General features: G+C 70.3%; 14 protein-coding genes. 9 read left to right on the top strand and 5 right to left on the bottom strand.

What is annotated here, in order from left to right; translation table 11 throughout:
- Positions 1-3 precede the first annotated feature (3 nt).
- Positions 4-204 (top strand): hypothetical protein, encoded by a 201-nt coding sequence (locus tag ABZ725_RS13265; RefSeq protein ID WP_358802787.1) that lies wholly within the window; start codon positions 4-6, stop codon positions 202-204.
- 66 nt (positions 205-270) lie between these two features.
- Here the strand turns inward: ABZ725_RS13265 and ABZ725_RS13260 are convergent, their stop codons facing one another.
- Complete coding sequence (locus ABZ725_RS13260; RefSeq protein WP_358802786.1) at positions 271-987, bottom strand: alpha/beta hydrolase; 717 nt, start codon at positions 985-987, stop codon at positions 271-273.
- Between the two features lie 36 nt (positions 988-1,023).
- Entirely contained in the window at positions 1,024-1,992 is a 969-nt protein-coding gene (locus ABZ725_RS13255; protein ID WP_358802785.1) for an alpha/beta hydrolase, read from the bottom strand.
- A gap of 251 nt (positions 1,993-2,243) precedes the next feature.
- On the opposite strand from ABZ725_RS13255, the gene ABZ725_RS13250 reads away from it, so the two are divergent.
- Positions 2,244-3,074 carry an alpha/beta hydrolase gene (locus ABZ725_RS13250; protein ID WP_358802784.1) on the top strand — a complete coding sequence of 277 codons (831 nt, stop codon included), beginning with the start codon at positions 2,244-2,246 and terminating at the stop codon, positions 3,072-3,074.
- 88 nt (positions 3,075-3,162) lie between these two features.
- Here ABZ725_RS13250 and ABZ725_RS13245 read toward each other — a convergent pair whose 3' ends face one another.
- Complete coding sequence (locus ABZ725_RS13245; RefSeq protein WP_358802783.1) at positions 3,163-5,523, bottom strand: hypothetical protein; 2,361 nt, start codon at positions 5,521-5,523, stop codon at positions 3,163-3,165.
- 200 nt (positions 5,524-5,723) lie between these two features.
- On the opposite strand from ABZ725_RS13245, the gene ABZ725_RS13240 reads away from it, so the two are divergent.
- On the top strand, positions 5,724-6,716 hold the full coding sequence (locus ABZ725_RS13240; protein ID WP_358802782.1) for a hypothetical protein: 993 nt from the start codon (positions 5,724-5,726) through the stop codon (positions 6,714-6,716).
- Between the two features lie 75 nt (positions 6,717-6,791).
- Here the strand turns inward: ABZ725_RS13240 and ABZ725_RS13235 are convergent, their stop codons facing one another.
- Positions 6,792-7,085 (bottom strand): DUF6355 family natural product biosynthesis protein, encoded by a 294-nt coding sequence (locus ABZ725_RS13235; protein ID WP_358802781.1) that lies wholly within the window; start codon positions 7,083-7,085, stop codon positions 6,792-6,794.
- Positions 7,086-7,422: 337 nt separating this feature from the next.
- On the opposite strand from ABZ725_RS13235, the gene ABZ725_RS13230 reads away from it, so the two are divergent.
- From ABZ725_RS13230 to ABZ725_RS13215, 4 genes are all read left to right on the top strand, one after another.
- A complete protein-coding gene (locus ABZ725_RS13230) occupies positions 7,423-7,950 on the top strand; it encodes a hypothetical protein (RefSeq protein ID WP_358802780.1) in 528 nt (175 codons plus the stop codon).
- A gap of 183 nt (positions 7,951-8,133) precedes the next feature.
- Entirely contained in the window at positions 8,134-9,699 is a 1,566-nt protein-coding gene (locus tag ABZ725_RS13225; protein ID WP_358802779.1) for a hypothetical protein, read from the top strand.
- Between the two features lie 171 nt (positions 9,700-9,870).
- Positions 9,871-11,244: a D-alanyl-D-alanine carboxypeptidase/D-alanyl-D-alanine-endopeptidase gene (dacB, locus tag ABZ725_RS13220; protein WP_358802778.1), complete on the top strand. Its 1,374-nt coding sequence runs from the start codon at positions 9,871-9,873 to the stop codon at positions 11,242-11,244.
- Between the two features lie 192 nt (positions 11,245-11,436).
- The gene (locus tag ABZ725_RS13215; RefSeq protein ID WP_358802777.1) at positions 11,437-12,135 is read left to right on the top strand and encodes a response regulator transcription factor; all 699 of its coding nucleotides are present in this window, start codon (positions 11,437-11,439) and stop codon (positions 12,133-12,135) included.
- A 19-nt stretch (positions 12,136-12,154) separates the two neighbouring features.
- Here the strand turns inward: ABZ725_RS13215 and ABZ725_RS13210 are convergent, their stop codons facing one another.
- On the bottom strand, positions 12,155-13,201 hold the full coding sequence (locus ABZ725_RS13210; RefSeq protein ID WP_358802776.1) for a LacI family DNA-binding transcriptional regulator: 1,047 nt from the start codon (positions 13,199-13,201) through the stop codon (positions 12,155-12,157).
- Between the two features lie 249 nt (positions 13,202-13,450).
- On the opposite strand from ABZ725_RS13210, the gene ABZ725_RS13205 reads away from it, so the two are divergent.
- Positions 13,451-14,470: a sugar ABC transporter substrate-binding protein gene (locus ABZ725_RS13205; protein WP_358802775.1), complete on the top strand. Its 1,020-nt coding sequence runs from the start codon at positions 13,451-13,453 to the stop codon at positions 14,468-14,470.
- On the top strand, positions 14,470-15,479 hold a 1,010-nt coding region (locus ABZ725_RS13200; RefSeq protein ID WP_358802774.1), incomplete at its 3' end, for an ABC transporter permease. The genes ABZ725_RS13205 and ABZ725_RS13200, both read left to right, overlap by 1 nt.

The following is a 15,479-nucleotide window of genomic DNA, read 5'->3' as shown; positions in this document are numbered from 1 at the left end:
GCCGTGACGTGGGTCACGAACAGCGGGGAGGGCGTCATCGTCCCGGGTGCGACCGGCAACTGGAGCCCGGACCGCTTCCCCGACCCCGGCCGGCTCGATGTCCGCCGCGTCCCCCGGCTGCGGGTCGCCGCACCGCGGGACACGATCCCGTTCAAGGACGACGGGATCGTGTACGGCGTGTACGAGCTGCCGGTGGCCTGGTAGCGCGCCGCCGCCGTGCGGCCGTGGGCGAAGGCCCCTCGTCCGCACGGCGGTTCGCCGGGGTGCGCGTCAGCTCGTCGCGCGCACCGCGTCGCGGATCAGGTCCGCGACCGCCTTCGGCTGCGACACGGCCACGGCGTGCGAGGCGCCCTCCAGCTCGACGGTCGTCGCCCCGGCCCGCTGGGCGCCGAAGCGCTCGACCTCGGGGTTGATCGCCTCGTCCGCGCCGGCGATCAGCGCCCAGGACGGCTTGGTCCGCCAGGCGGCCTCGGCGGCGGTCTCCCCGAACGCTGCGGCGGCCAGGGGACGTTGGGCCGCGGCGAGGATCCTGGTGACGTCGGCGGGCACGTCGGCGGCGAACACCGACGGGAACGCGTCCTCGGCGATGGTGACCTCGACGGCCGGGTCGCCGCCCGGCACCGGGTACGTCCACTCCTTGAGGCTGGCGACCAGCGGCGAGAGCGGGAAGCGGCCCTGCAGCTCGCCGAGGCTCTCGCCCTTCTCCAGGACGTACGCGGCGACGTAGACGAGGCCGACGACGTTCTCCGTGACGCCGGCGACGGTGATGAGGGCGCCGCCGTAGGAGTGACCGACGAGGACGACGGGGCCGTCGATCTGGGCGGCGACCGAGGCGATGTACGCGGCGTCGGAGGCGAGGCCGCGCAGCGGGTTGGGCGGGGCGATCACGGGGATGCCGTGGGCCTGGAGCTCGGCGGTGACGCCGGACCAGCCGGCCGCGTCGGCGAAGGCGCCGTGGACCAGGACGACTGTGGGGGTGGTGGTCATGATGCTGCTGTCTCCTGAGAGGTCAGACGTGCCGGATCAGGCGTGCAGGGCGTCGCGCAGGGTGCCGACGGCCAGCGTGATGGCGGCCTCGGCGGCATACGTCGTGCGCAGCGCGTTCAGCATCACGAAGTCGTGGATGATGCCCTGGAAGCGCACCGCGGTGACCGGGACGCCGGCCGCGCGCAGCTTGTTCGCGTAGGCCTCGCCCTCGTCGCGCAGGACGTCGGCCTCGCCCGTGATGACCAGGGCCGGGGGCAGGCCGGTGAGCTGCTCGGTGGTGGCGCGCAGCGGGGACGCGGTGATCTGGGCGCGTTCGGCCTCGTCGGTCGTGTACTGGTCCCAGAACCACTGCATGCCGTCGCGGCGCAGGAAGTAGCCGGTGGCGAACTGGTGGTAGGAGCCGGTGTCGAAGCTCGCGTCGGTGACCGGGTAGAACAGCACCTGCTGCACCAGCGGGACGCCGCCGCGCTCCTTGGCCATCAGGGTCAGGGCGGCGGTCATGTTGCCGCCGACCGAGTCACCGGCGACCGCGATACGGGCGGCGTCCAGCCCCTTCGTCGCGCCCTCCCGGACGACCCACTGGGCGACCGCGAAGTTCTGCTCGATGGCGACCGGGTAGCGGGCCTCGGGCGAGAGGTCGTACTCGGGGAAGACGACCGCGGCCTCGGCGCCGACGGCGAGTTCGCGCACCAGGCGGTCGTGGGTGTGGGCGTTGCCGAACACCCAGCCCGCGCCGTGGATGTAGAGGATCACCGGGAGCGTGCCCACGGCGCCGGCCGGCTTGACGATCCGGGCGCGGACGCTGCCCGTCGGCCCGCCCTCGACGGTGATCCACTCCTCGTCGACCGCCGGCTTGTCGATCTCGCCGGACTGGACCTCGTCCACGGCCTTGCGCCCCTCTGCCGGGGCCAGGTCGAAGAGGTACGGCGGGTTGGCGGTCGCCTCGGCGAACGCAGCGGCCTCGGGTTCGAGCACCGGGGTGACCGGCTCGACGACGTCGGACATGGAATCTCCTGCAGTTCTCGATGTGCGCTGTCTTGCCGTCTCACCGTAAATCTGCCTTGCAACAGCGTCTTGTCCACCCGCGCACGGCCGCTGTTCTCCAAGTGCACAGGGCAACACAGGGCAACCTGAAACCTAGTTGAACTAGCTTAAAACCTAGAGATACTAGGAATGTGAACTCACCGAACTCACCGAACTCACCGAACTCACCGAACCCGCCGAGCTCGCCGCATTCGACTCGAGCGACGCTGAAAGTGCCCGGCGCCACCCTTTACTACGAGACGCGCGGCAGCGGCCCGGTCCTGCTGCTCATCCCCGGCGGCGCCGGGGACGCCGGACTGTACGCGGGCATGGCCCCGGAACTGGCCGCCCGCTACACGGTCGTCTCGTACGACCCGCGCGGACTGTCCCGCAGCCCGCTCGACGGCCCGGCGGACACACCCCACGCCGACGATGCCGACGAACAGGTGCGGGTGTGGAGCGACGACGCCCGTCGGCTGCTCGATCTGCTCTCCCCCGGCGACGACGCGGTCGTGTTCGGTTGCAGCTCCGGGGCGGTCGTCGCGGTCGATCTGCTGGCCCGGCATCCGGAGCGGCTGCGCCGGGTGGTCGCGCACGAACCGCCGTTGCTGGAACTGCTGGCGGATCCCGTCCCGCATCGAGCGCTGTTCGCCGAGGTGCGCGAGATCTTCCGCGCCGAAGGAGCCGGCCCCGCCATGGCCCGGCTCGCCGAGGGCCTGGCGGACGGAGCCGCGCGGCAGGCGCCCGCGCAGTCGGCGACCGAACTGCCGCCCGACATCCAGGAGATGGCGGTGCGGATGCACACCAACATCCCCGTCTTCCTGGGTCGCGTCCTGCGCCCGTTCTCCTCGGCCCTGCCCGACCTCGCGGCGCTGCGGCCGGTGGCCCACAAGCTGGTGCCGGCCGCGGGGCGCGACTCCCGTCGCCAACTCCCCTTGTACGGACCGGCCGAGCGGCTCGCGGAGCTCCTCGGGCGCGAGCTCGTCGAGTTCCCCGGCGGCCATCTCGGAGCCGTCGAGTCCCCGAAGGAGTTCGCCGAACGCCTGCTGGCCGTCCTGGAGTGAGCGATCGCGGAACGGCGGTGGCCCCGCCCCCTGAGGTCGAGGGGGCGGGGCCACCAAACGGCCGTGCGCGTGACGCCGTCGGCTCGGCTCAGCCGACCGCTGTCCTGCGCCTGCGGAGCCACCACACGAGGGCTCCGCCGACCGCGGCCAGGGTCGCCGCGAGCGTGGCGATCAGGGCGACGGGGAGGCCGGCGCCGGTGTCGGCGAGGTTGCCGTCCGGGTCGTGGGCCGGCGGGGTGGGCTTGCCCTGGCCGCCGGCCGAGGTGGACGGCTCCGGCGCCGGGGTCGTCGAGCCGCCGCCCGGCGTCGACGCGGTCGGGGACGGGGACGGCGACGGGGTGTCACCGCCGCCGCCCGTGTCGCCCGTTCCGCCGACCCCTGCGCCGAGGTAGGCGATGTCGGTGTCCCGGTAGGACGTGTCGTCGGCCTTCATCGACGTCTTGGTGGTCTGGTCGAGGGTCGGGTTCTCGACGTTGAACTCGGTGCGGGAGATGTTCCGCTTCGGGGACTTCGAGAAGTCGACCCCGCCGACGATGTAGATCAGCGTCGTGCCGCCGGCCGGGATCTCGTACTGGAACTCGCCCTCGGTGTAGATCTTCCGGTACTTCTTGAAGAGCTCGTTCTTGTCCCAGTTCTGGTTCGGGGCGCGCAGCGGCCACCGCTTCACGTCATTGGTATTGATGATCTTCCGGAAGTCCGTGGCCTTCGCCGCGTCCTGCTGTCGGATCCACTCCGCGGCGACCCGCGAGGTGTAGACCCGGCGCAGATCGGCGTACTGGGGCGCGGTGTTGATGGTCTTCTCGACCGCCGGCACGATCATGCTGTCGATGACGGCCTGGGCCGCCTTCGTCTGGGCCTCGTCGGGCGTGCAGATCGGCTCGCCCGGACCGGGCGTCACGGTGGTCTGCGCGGTCGACTTCAGGGCCAGCGGGGCGTCCAGGATGTAGATGCCGCCGTCCTGTTCGCGGACCTGGGCGGGCTTGGGCTCGATCCAGTTCCGCAGGCCCGGCATGCACGGCTTGCCGTTCTCCTTCGGCAGGGCCGCCCAGTACTGCTTGCCGAGGTCGGTCTTGGGGTCCATGGCCTTGTAGAAGTCGTGCTTCATCTGGAGGTCGGCCTCCAGCAGGACCCGGCCGGCGTCGGTGGCGGCGAAGGCGTTGTCCATGATCCGGTCGGGCTCGTCCGGGTTGAGGTTCACCCAGAACTTGTCCGGGGTGAGCGCGAGCCAGGTGAAGAAGCTGTCCGAGGCCAGGTTCATGGTGGCCTCGCCGCCGTAGCCCGGGTTCGTGTCCGGGTCGGGCACGTAGTCCGCCTTCATGGAGTACGTCATGCCCTTGCCCAGGACGGGCGCCCCGACATAGCGGAGTTCGAGCGTGGAGAAGTCGATGCCGCCCGGTCCGCCGCGCGGCAGCGTGCCGCGGGTGTCGATCGTCCGCGCGGCGCCCTGCTGACGACGGGCGTCCTCGGGGGTGGGAGCGGAGTCGCGGATGCGGTCGTTGGCCGGGCCGCGGGTCCCCTGCTTCGGGTCGGGGCTGAACCAGGTGTCGTAGCGGCTGTAGCCCCGGATCGGCTTGGTCTGGGGGATGCCGTTGTACTTGCGCTCGAAGATCCGCACCTGGTTGGGCTTGCCGCGCTCCCGGGACAGCTCGTCGTTGAACTCACGGAGCTTGTCGAGGGTGTTCTTGGGGACCTTCTTCCCGCCGACCAGCCGGAAGGTGTGGTCCTTGGTCTCCGGCTGCCGGGCGATGATCCTGTCGGCGGCGAGCTGGTCGGCCCGATGCGTGCCGTTCGACTTGAACTCGTTGAATTCCTTGAGCCGTTGGTTGTACGCGTCGTACTTCCGGGTGGCGATCACCTTGCCGTTCGCGTCGCGGACCTCGACCTTGACCTCGCACAGCCAGTCCGGGCCGATCAGGTTGAAGTCCTTGACGACGCGCTGCTCGAAGGCGCTGCCCTTGTGGTTGTTGATCTCGTTGCGGATGTAGATCTTGTCGAACCAGTTGTTGAACTCGGCGACGGGCCGCCCGGTGGACAGGAAGCGGGCGTAGATCTCCATGGCCTTGTCGGCGGGCTCGCCCGAGGCCGCGGCCTGCTTCTTCCACTGGTCGACCGTCTTGGACTGCGCCTTCTGCGCCTCCGCGCGGGTGGGCGGCTTCAGTCCGTCGAACGCCTTGCCCTGCAACGGGAAGTTGTAGTTCTTCGGGTTCCCCGCCCACTGCTGGTACGGGTCCGCCCCGGCGGGGAAGCCGGAGTTGGACGGAGTCCTGTCGTACTGCTTCTTCAGCCACTTCTCGTCGCAGCGCTGGCCCTTGATGGTGGTCGCGGCATGGGCGCTGTCGACGCCGACGCCGGGCAGACCCGTCAGGGTCAGCGCGCCGGCCACGCCGAGCGCGGCCGCGAAGCGGCCGATCAGCCGCCATCTGCGTGATGGTCGTATGAGCGTGCTCAAGGTGCTGTTCCTCTTCCCTCGCTGTGGGGGCATGGAGGGGTTCGGGTGCGACGGGTGAAGCCCCCGTGACGTCCGTCGCGCGGGCCACCCTAGACCCGTTCGCGTAGTAATCGCACAGCAAATCGACAGGTTTGCAGAACAACTCGCGGACGTCCACAGGGAGTTCACCAGTGGGCGGCCCCGGTCCCTACAGTGACCCCATGACCCGAACCGACCATGGCGACGAGGCCGCCGAACAGCAGCTCAGCCGGTGGATCACCGAGATCCCGGAAGCGCTCAGGGAGCTGCGCGCCGAAGTGCTGGACGAGCACTTCCCGTTCGACTTCACGCCCATGTCGCTGGTCGTCCTGGAAGCGCACATGCTCGCCGAGTACCGGTCGGCCGGCGAGAAGGTGGGCATGGACTTCCGGCCGACCGCGTGCGCGATGGTCTACGTCGGCGAGGTCCTGCTGGCCGTGGGCGGCGGCCGGTGGGACTGGGACGCCCGCAAGGCCCCCGGATCCTCGGCGGGCCGGCCCGTCGTCCATCCCGACCCCGCACTCGGCCTCGCTGCCGTGGACCCCATCGCGCTCGTCGCGCGGGCCACCCGCATCCGCACCGGGGACGTCTTCATCGAAGAGGCGGCCAGGCTCCAGGAGGCCGTCGCGGCCCGGCGGGAGCGGGAACCCGACTGGGCGCCGGTCGTCGTGCCCCATCCCGAGCAGGCGGCGCACCGGACGGGCGCGGACCATCCGGAACTGGTGCGGTGGCTCGACCGGCGTGCCGCCGGGTTCGCCGACTGGGCGCAGGAGGCGGGTCCCGGGGAGCTCTGGGACTTCTCCCCCGGCTCCCTCGACCGGCTGGAGACGGTCCTGCGGGACCGGTTCGCCGACAGCGGCGGGCTCCTCGCCGCGAAGAGCGGCGCGTTCGTCCAGGGCGTCGTCTGGTACGTCGGCGAGGTCGTGCGCCGGAGCAGGGACGGTGTGGTGTGGCAGTACCGGCCCCGCACCCGCTTCGACGAGCCGCTCGGTGCGGCCATGTTCCACGCCGGGGACGAGATCTACCTCGACACGCCGATGGTGGCGCAGCCGGGCCTTCGGGACGGGGGGTCGGCGCATCCGATGGCGACGCTCAACGTCCTCTTCTGGGAGACGGACGAGCTCGACAACCCCATCGAGCCCCGGCTGGCCGACATCCTGGACGACTTCGCGTGAACCCCGGGCCGCCACGGACACCGGGGGCCCGGGACGGCTTCGTCCCGGGCCCCGGCTGGCGGAGGTGACCGCTCGTCAGCAGGTCCGGCCGGTGTAGTAGGCGCCCTGGATCTTGCTCGCGGAGCCCAGCCAGACCGTGCCGGGGCCGACGCACCGCTCGTAGTCGGGTGCCAGGGCGACCTCGACCTTGATGACCACCCGAGAGCCGTCGGACGTGCAGTGGTTGTAGAAGGCGTCGGAACTCGTCTCGTAGAACCCGCACGGGTCCGCGGCCGCGGGGCCCGCGGTGGCTGCGGTCACCGCGCCCAGAGAGGTGAGCACGAGAGCGACGGAACCGATGGTGCCGAGCACCGAACGACGAACACGCAAAGTACGACTCCTTGCCGGATTGAGGGATCAGGACCGGGAAAACCCCAGGTCCGCCGATGGGCGGGATGCCTGCTCCAGGATCGTGGCGCTCTCCTCGCGGTGATCGAACTGCGCGCCGTGTTCACCCTGCGAATCGTTTCACCGCTACGCCGATGGAGTGGATCTTCATGGAACGACGACTCGGCGGCGGAGATCTCGGGCAGGGCGGGGCGCGTTCACCCGGGTGAGCGCCCCGAGTGGTGGCGCGGCCCGGGCTGGCTGACGGTGGATCACGTCAGGCCGGGTCTTGTCAGCTGACGAGGCGTCGGCTGCCCGGCCGTGACGGAAGGACCATCAGATGCGTTCTGCTCGCATGATCCTGGCCACCGCGGCGGCGTCCGCCGCCCTCGCCATCGGCGCCCCCGGCGCCTACGCGGCCGCCGGTGACACGGACCACGACGACTCCTCCTACAGCAAGGAGGACAGCTCCTCGTACAGCAAGGACGACACCTCCTCCGACAAGGAGGAGCACGGCAAGGACGAACACGGCAAGGAGGAGTCCGGCAAGGAAGAGCACGGCAAGCCGCACGGCGGGATGCACACCGGCGGCGGCCACCTCGCCTTCGTGAACTACGACAGCGACAGCGCGAAGGACCCCAAGTACGACCCGGAGACCTACAAGGACAAGGACTCCTGGGGCGGCGACAAGGAGGAGTCCGGCGGCTGGAGCAAGGACGAGCACGACAAGCCCAGCGGTGGCATGCACACCGGCGGCGGCGCCCTCGCCTCGCCCTCGGCGACCGCGGCCGGACTCGGCGTCCTCGCCGTCGCCGGCACCGGCATCTACGCCCTGCGCCGCAAGAAGACGGTGGGGGGTGTGGCCTGAGCATGCCTGACGCGATAGCAGCCGCGGCCGCCACGCTCTCCCCGCGTGGCGGCCCGGCCGGCTGCCCGCTCCGGCACTGATCGCGGCACGGGAACCAATGCCGCCCCTGTCGACGTCCCCCTCCTCGCCCGTACACTGACAAATCGCAGATGTGCGCGAGCAGTTGATCCGGGGGGAGCCGCCATGTCGGGGGACCAGTACGGCAGATACGACTACACCTTCAACGTTCCGCCCATGCCGCCGACACCGCCGCCGGCCCCGGCAGACGGCGCACGGGCCGTCGCGGTGGCCGTGCTCAACCTCAGCGGTCTGGGCCTGGGCTACGCGCTGCTGCGCCGCTGGGTCTTCATGGTCGCGTGCTGGGCCGCCACCGCCGTCCTGCTGTTCGTGGCACTGCCGGCCGACCCGGACGGCGTCCCGGGCTTCGCGCTCGTCCTGTATCTGCTGTTCCTCGCCGCCGCGGCGGCGCACGGCGCGCGGCTGGGCCTGCGCACCCCGCTGGCCGGGCTCCGGCAGGCGCCGCTCGCGCTCGGGCTCGGACTGCTCCTGCTCGTCGTGCCGGCCGGCGGCGTCGTGCTGTACGACAGCGCGCGGGACGAAGCGACGCAGCAGATGCTGCTCGACCGGCTCGACGAGGCCGACCGGCTGGTGCAGACCGCCGGCGAGAAGCCCTTCGACACGGCCAAGGCCGACTACCGCAAGGCGCTGACGGCCTACGCGGACCTGACGGGCGACCACCCCGACTCGCGGGCGGCCAAAAAGGTGCCCACACGGATGAAGACCTTCTACACGACGGTCGGCGCCCCCTACGCGCAGAACAACTACTGCCAGGCGACGGAGCCGCTGAAGTATCTGCGCACGGTCCCCAAGAGCCTGCCCGACACGGATCTCGGGTCGCTGAAGACCTGGCCCGACGACCGCCTCGCCACCTCGCTGTTCGAGTGCGCGTCGACGGCGCTCACGGCCGGCGCGCCCTCCTGGGCGACGCAGTTCGGGGAGCTGTTGACCACCTTCCCCGAGTCGCCGCAGGCCCAGAAGGCCGAACCGGCCGTGGCCGCCGCCGTGGTGAAGGCGGAGAAGGGCCTGGGCGGGGCCGAGCCCTGCACGGCAGTCGAAAGCCTGAACACGCTCGGCTCCCAGATCGACGCGGTGCCCTCCGAGCAGGCCGACGTGGGCGCCGCCCTCACCAAGGACGCCCAGCGGGCCAGGACCAGCGCGGGCACGGGCACCTACAACTGCGGTGTGGACCAGTACCGGGACGGCGACTTCGAGTCGGCCCAGACGACGATGTCCGAGTACGTCTCCGACCACAAGACCGCCAAGAACGCGGCGCTGGCGAGGAAGATCGCGATAGCGGCGGAGATCGCCCAGACGGTGCCGGCGGCCGGCAAGAAGCTGCCGACGAACCGCACGGGCGGCAGCATCTCGGTCACGGTGCAGAACGACAGCCCCGACGAGATCACCGTCCTCTACACGGGGCCGGTCACCGGGAGTTTCACCCTCAAGGGCTGCAGCGGCTGCAAGGCGTACTCGTTCTCCAGCACGATCGACCCGAATTTCGAGCCGTGCAGCAACAGCAGCAGGAACTATCCGGAGCGCACGATCAGCCTGCCGGTCGGCACCACCTACTTCCTGCACAAGCCGAAGGACGGTCTCGACTCGCCCGCCTCGGACACGGCCAAGCTCGAATCGGGCTACATCTACACGGAGTGCGCCTACACGACGCAGAGCCTGGGCTCGCTCTCCTGAACAGGGAGTGAAGAGAAGGGGAATGCCGGGAAATTCCGCCTGCTGAATATCCGTCAACCGTAAATTCGGTACCTGTGGGTCACATGTGACGGATGATAAGGTGCGGCGGAATTCTCTTGTGCAGAGTCTCTTGTGCAGAGCACCCCACACGAAAGCCTTGAGATACTCCATATGAACGACATAACGGCGGAATCCCCTGTGAGTTCCTTTGTTCCGGGCGGTCGCCGCCGGCACCGCAAGGCCACGCAGAGCAGTACCGGCATGCGGCGGGCCATCGTGCTCGCCCTCGCCGTGCCCCTCACGTCCGCGGCCCTGGCCGGCCCCTCGGCGTTCGCCGCCGAGAAGGGCATCGGCGCGACGGCCAAGGACACCGCGTCCGGCCAGACGCTCGACGAGAGCGACCAGCAGATGGTCACGAACCTTCAGACGCGGGTCCTCGACCAGCGGCTGGGCTCGAACGTCAGCGGCGTGGTCCTCGACGCGGAGTCGGACGACACGCTGTGGGACCACAACGCGGCGACCGCGCTGATGCCGGCGTCCAACGTCAAGCTCGCCACGGCGACCGGCGCCCTCACCGTGCTCGGCCCGGACCACAGGTTCACCACGAAGGTCGTCTACGGCAACGGCACGCTGACCCTGATCGGCGGCGGCGACCGGACCCTGACCAGCGCCGACCTCGCCGAGCTGGCGACCACCGCGGTCGCCGGGCTCAAGGCGGCGGGTCTGACGTCGGTGAAGGTCGCCGTGGACGACAGCCTGTTCCCCACGCCGACCCTGGCCAACGGCTGGAACACCGGCTACTACCCCGACTCCGTCGCCCCCGTGCGCGCGCTCGTCGTCGACGGGCACGGCGTCGACGACACGTCCCTGGACGCCGGGCAGGTCTTCGCGAAGCAGCTCACCGCGGCCGGGGTCACCGTGGACGGCACGGTCGCCCGCGCCACGGCGAGCAACACGGACGTGCCGGTCGCCCGGCACACCTCGGCGCCGCTGTCGGACATCGTCCACAAGATGCTCAAGACCAGCGACAACAACATCGCCGAGACCCTGCTGCGGATGACCGCGCTGGGCGCGCAGCGTCCGGCCACCTTCGAGGCCGGCGCCGAGGTCGTACGCCAGGTGCTGAGCGTGCGCTACGGCGTGTCGCTCGAGAACTTCGAGATGTACGACGGCAGCGGCCTGTCCCGGGCGGACCGCATCCCGGCCGCCACGCTCGCGGAGATCCTCGAGCTGCTGACGGAAGCCCGCTACGCCGACACCCTCGGCTCCATCCTCGACGGACTGCCCGTCTCCGGTGAGGCCGGCAGCACCCTCGGCCCGGAGTGGGGCCGCTTCGACGACGTGAACTCCAAGTGCGCGGTCGGCAAGGTGCACGCGAAGACCGGCACGCTCACCGGGGCCATCGCGCTGAGCGGTCTGACACAGGGCAAGGACGGCAAGTGGAAGGTCTTCTCGTTCATCGAGAACGGCTCCACGGCCAACCCGAACGACATCAAGGACGCCATGGACGGCCTCGCGGCGACCGTCAACGGCTGCTGGGCCTGACCGAGCGAACGGGTGCGGCAAGCGGAGAGGGCCGGCGTCACGGACGCCGGCCCTCTCCGGTCGTTCCGATGTGACCCAAGCCACTAAGAAAACGATGTCGTTTCGATGACTCCGAGGACTACGCTGATCATCAAGTGAACGAAACCGTTTCGTTCATGGGTGTTCGCCCCCACCGCATGGAGAACGACAGCCATGGCCTCCGTACTCATCGTCAACGACCAGTCCCTCCAGCGCCTCGGCCTGCGCATGCTGCTGGCCGCCGAGACCGACCTGACCGTCGTGGGCGACACGGCGAGCGGAGCCGAAGCGGTCCGTATGAGCGCCGCACTCCGGCCCGACGTCGTCCTGATGAGCGGCCCCCGATCCGAGTCGGACGACATCCCGACCATCCGCCGTATCGCGCGGCCGACACACCTCACGGCGGTCGGGAGACCCTCCGGAGCGGCCGAGCACCCGTCTCGGGTGCTCGTCGTGACCTCCAGCGGCGACCAGGGGTACGCCTACGCCGCCCTGCGCGCGGGCGCCGGCGGCTTCCTCCTCGACGACGCCACCACCGACGAGCTGACCGCGGCCATCCGTGCGGTGGCCGCCGGAGACGCCGTCATCACCCCCGAGCTGACCCGCGCCCTCATCGACACCGTGCGCCACGAGCGCGCGCCGCTGCCCCGCGAGCGCCCGGTCGGGCTCGACGCCTTCACCGAGCGCGAACGCGACGTCCTCGTCGCCGTCGCCTCCGGCTCGTCCAACGCGGAGATCGCCGCGCGGCTGTCCATCGCCCCGACCACGGTCAAGTCGCACGTGAGCCACATCCTCGCCAAGATCGGCGCCCACGCACGCGTGCAGGCGGTCGCCTTCGCCTACGAGTACGGCCTGGTGCACCCGGCCGCCTGACCCGACACCGGCCGCCCCCTCAGGCGGGCTCGGCCGTCGTGCCGCGCAGGACCAGCCGCGGATTGAGGACGACCTCGCGGGACTCGGTCCGGCCCTGGTCGAGGCGTTCGACGGCGGCCGTCACGGCGTAGCGTGCCTGTTCGCGGGCGCTCTGGCTGACGGTCGTCAGGTTGAAGCAGCTCAGCCGGGAGAGCGTGTCGTCGTCGTACCCGACCACGGAGACCTGCCCCGGGACGGAGACGCCGGCCCGGGCGAAGGCGGCGAGGACGCCGATCGCGCTCTGGTCGTTGAAGGCCACGACGGCCGTGGGCAGGCCGCCGCCGTCGAGGATCTGGTGGGCCGCGCGTTCACCGGCCGCCTCGGTGTGGTCACCGTGCAGCACCCGGATATGGGCGTCGAGGCCGCGCCGACGCATGGCCGTGCGGTAGCCGCGGCGCCGGTCGGTGGCGATGACGCCCTTGCCGCCGTCCAGGTAGACGATCTCCCGGTGTCCGAGATCGACCAGGTGATCGACTATCTGGCCCACACCGTCGTCGTCCGCGGTGCGCACGACGTCCAGGTCCGCGTCCGCGATCCGGCGGCCGACGGCGATGACGGGTGACTTGCGGTCGAGGACGGCGAGCGTGTCGGCGGGGGCGGTCGGGCCGAGCAGGATCAGCGCCTCGCTGCGGAAGGCGAGCAGCGTCTCCACGGCGGTGTGCTCGTCGCGGGTGCGGGTGAGGGTGCTCAGGACCAGGTCGTAGCCGACGTCCTCGGCGGCCGTGTGCAGATGCTCGACGAGTTCGGCGTGGAACGGGCTGTGGATGTCGACCATGACGCCGAGCAGCCGGGTGCGCCGGCTGGCCAGCATGCTGGCCGTGCGGTCCACCTGATAGCCGAGGTCGGCGGCCGCCTTCAGGACCCGCTGCCGGGTCCGTTCGCTCGGGCCGGCCACCCCCCGCAGCACCAGGGACACCGAGGCGGTGGAGACGCCCACCCGCGCGGCCACGTCCTCCAGCCGGGGGCGCCTGAGCGCACCGTCCCGTTGCGCGCCCTCCCGGTGACCTGTGGAATCAGCCTCGCCCACTTGTGCCTCCCCGCCGCAATCTCCTGGTGCAACACCCTTGACACGCTCGCGAAACAAGGCTGATAGTACCAGGACTTAAAGCGCTTTAAATTGTCCTGATGTTCCGACCAAGTCGGCACTGACGCCCACAAGGCGTCCGTCCTCGACTCGGCCCGCGCCCCCCACCGCGACCCACCCGCGCAGCGCGAGCACAGGGACCCGTTCCGTAGCCGCCGATCCACCCCCCCTGCACAGTGAGGTGCACGAAGCATGAATCGCACATCCCTTCCCCGCTCCCGCAGACTCGCCCCCGTCGTGGCCGTGGCAGCAGCGGCCGCCCTGACCCTCGCGGGCTGTTCCAGCAGCTCCGGCGGCAAGAAGGCCGAGGAGGAGGCCACCGGCGCCTCCGCGGGCAAGGCCGACACCCCCCGGATGACCATCGCCATGGTCACCCACGCGCCCTCCGGTGACACCTTCTGGGACACCATCCGCAAGGGCGCCGAGGCCGCCGCCGCCAAGGACAACGTCAAGCTGATCTACTCCAACGACGAGACGGCCGGCGACCAGGCCAACCTGGTGCAGAACGCGATCGACCAGAAGGTCGACGGCATCGCGGTCACCCTCGCCAAGCCGGACGCGCTCAAGGACGTCGTCGCCAAGGCGGAGAAGGCCGGCATCCCGGTCGTCGGCCTCAACGCGGGCCTCGGCGTCTGGAAGGAGCAGGGCCTGCTCTCCTTCTTCGGGCAGGACGAGGCCGTCTCCGGACAGGCCCTCGGCACGAAGATCAACGGAACGGGCGCCAAGCACGCGCTGTGCGTGATCCAGGCGCAGGGTGACGTCAACCTCGAAGAGCGCTGCGCCGGCGTGAAGAAGACCTTCGGCGGCGAGACCGACATCCTCTACGTCAACGGCACGGACATGCCGTCGGTGAAGTCGACGATCACCGCCAAGCTCAAGCAGGACAGCTCCATCGACGAGGTGGTCACCCTCGGCGCCCCCATCGCGCTGACCGCGGTGCAGTCGGTGTCCGAGGCGGGCAGCAAGGCCAAGGTCGCCACCTTCGACCTCAACAAGGACCTCGTCTCCGCCATCGAGAAGGGCACCATCCAGTTCGCCGTCGACCAGCAGCCCTACCTCCAGGGCTACCTCGCGGTCGACTCGCTGTGGCTGTACAAGACGAACGGCAACTTCAGCGGTGGCGGTGAGCAGCCGGTGCTGACCGGTCCGGCCTTCGTGGACAAGTCCAACGTCGAGGCGGTCGCCAAGTTCGCCGCGAAGGGCACTCGGTGATGAGCATGACGCAGCAGGCTGCGCCGGCGGTGACCACACCGCCGGCCTCCGGCCCCAGGCAGACCGACGGCCGGACCGCTCGGCGTCCCCTGGCCCTGCGGCTGTTGGCCCGCCCCGAGGTGGGCGTGTTCCTCGGCGCCGTCGCGGTGTACGTGTTCTTCCTGGTCTCGGCTCCGCCGGTCCGGGACGGCAGCTCGATGGCCAACATCCTGTACCAGTCGTCGACGATCGGGATCATGGCGCTGCCGGTCGCGCTGCTGATGATCGGCGGCGAGTTCGACCTGTCCGCCGGTGTCGCCGTGATCACCTCGGCGCTCACCGCGAGCATGCTCGCCTACCAGCTCAGCATGAACGTGTGGGTGGGCGTCGTCGTCGCCCTGATCGCGTCGCTGGCGGTCGGCTTCTTCAACGGCTGGGTGATGGTCCGGACGGGGCTGCCCAGCTTCCTGGTCACCCTCGGCACGTTCCTGATCCTCCAGGGCGTCAACCTCGCCGTGACCAAGCTGATCACCGGGAACGTCGCGACCGACGACATCAGCAGCATGGACGGCTTCGAGCAGGCCAGGACGGTCTTCGCCTCGTCGTTCGAGGTCGGCGGCGTCCAGGTGAAGATCACCGTCATCTGGTGGCTGGTCTTCGCGGCGCTGGCCACCTGGGTGCTGCTGCGCACGAAGTACGGCAACTGGATCTTCGCGGTCGGCGGCAACAAGGAGAGCGCGCGGGCGGTCGGCGTGCCGGTGACGTTCACGAAGATCTCGCTGTTCATGCTGGTCGGCTTCGGCGCCTGGTTCGTCGGCATGCATCAGCTGTTCACGTTCAACACCGTGCAGTCGGGTGAGGGCGTCGGCCAGGAGCTGATCTACATCGCGGCGGCCGTCATCGGCGGCTGTCTCCTCACCGGCGGCTACGGCTCGGCGATCGGCCCGGTCTTCGGCGCGTTCATGTTCGGCATGGTGCAGCAGGGCATCGTCTACGCCGGCTGGAACCCCGACTGGTTCAAGGCCTTCCT

This window comes from Streptomyces sp. NPDC006872, assembly GCF_040635845.1.
Lineage (GTDB): Bacteria > Actinomycetota > Actinomycetes > Streptomycetales > Streptomycetaceae > Streptomyces.
Note: the sequence above shows the minus strand (reverse complement) of the source record. Positions and strands in the feature narration are given on the sequence as shown.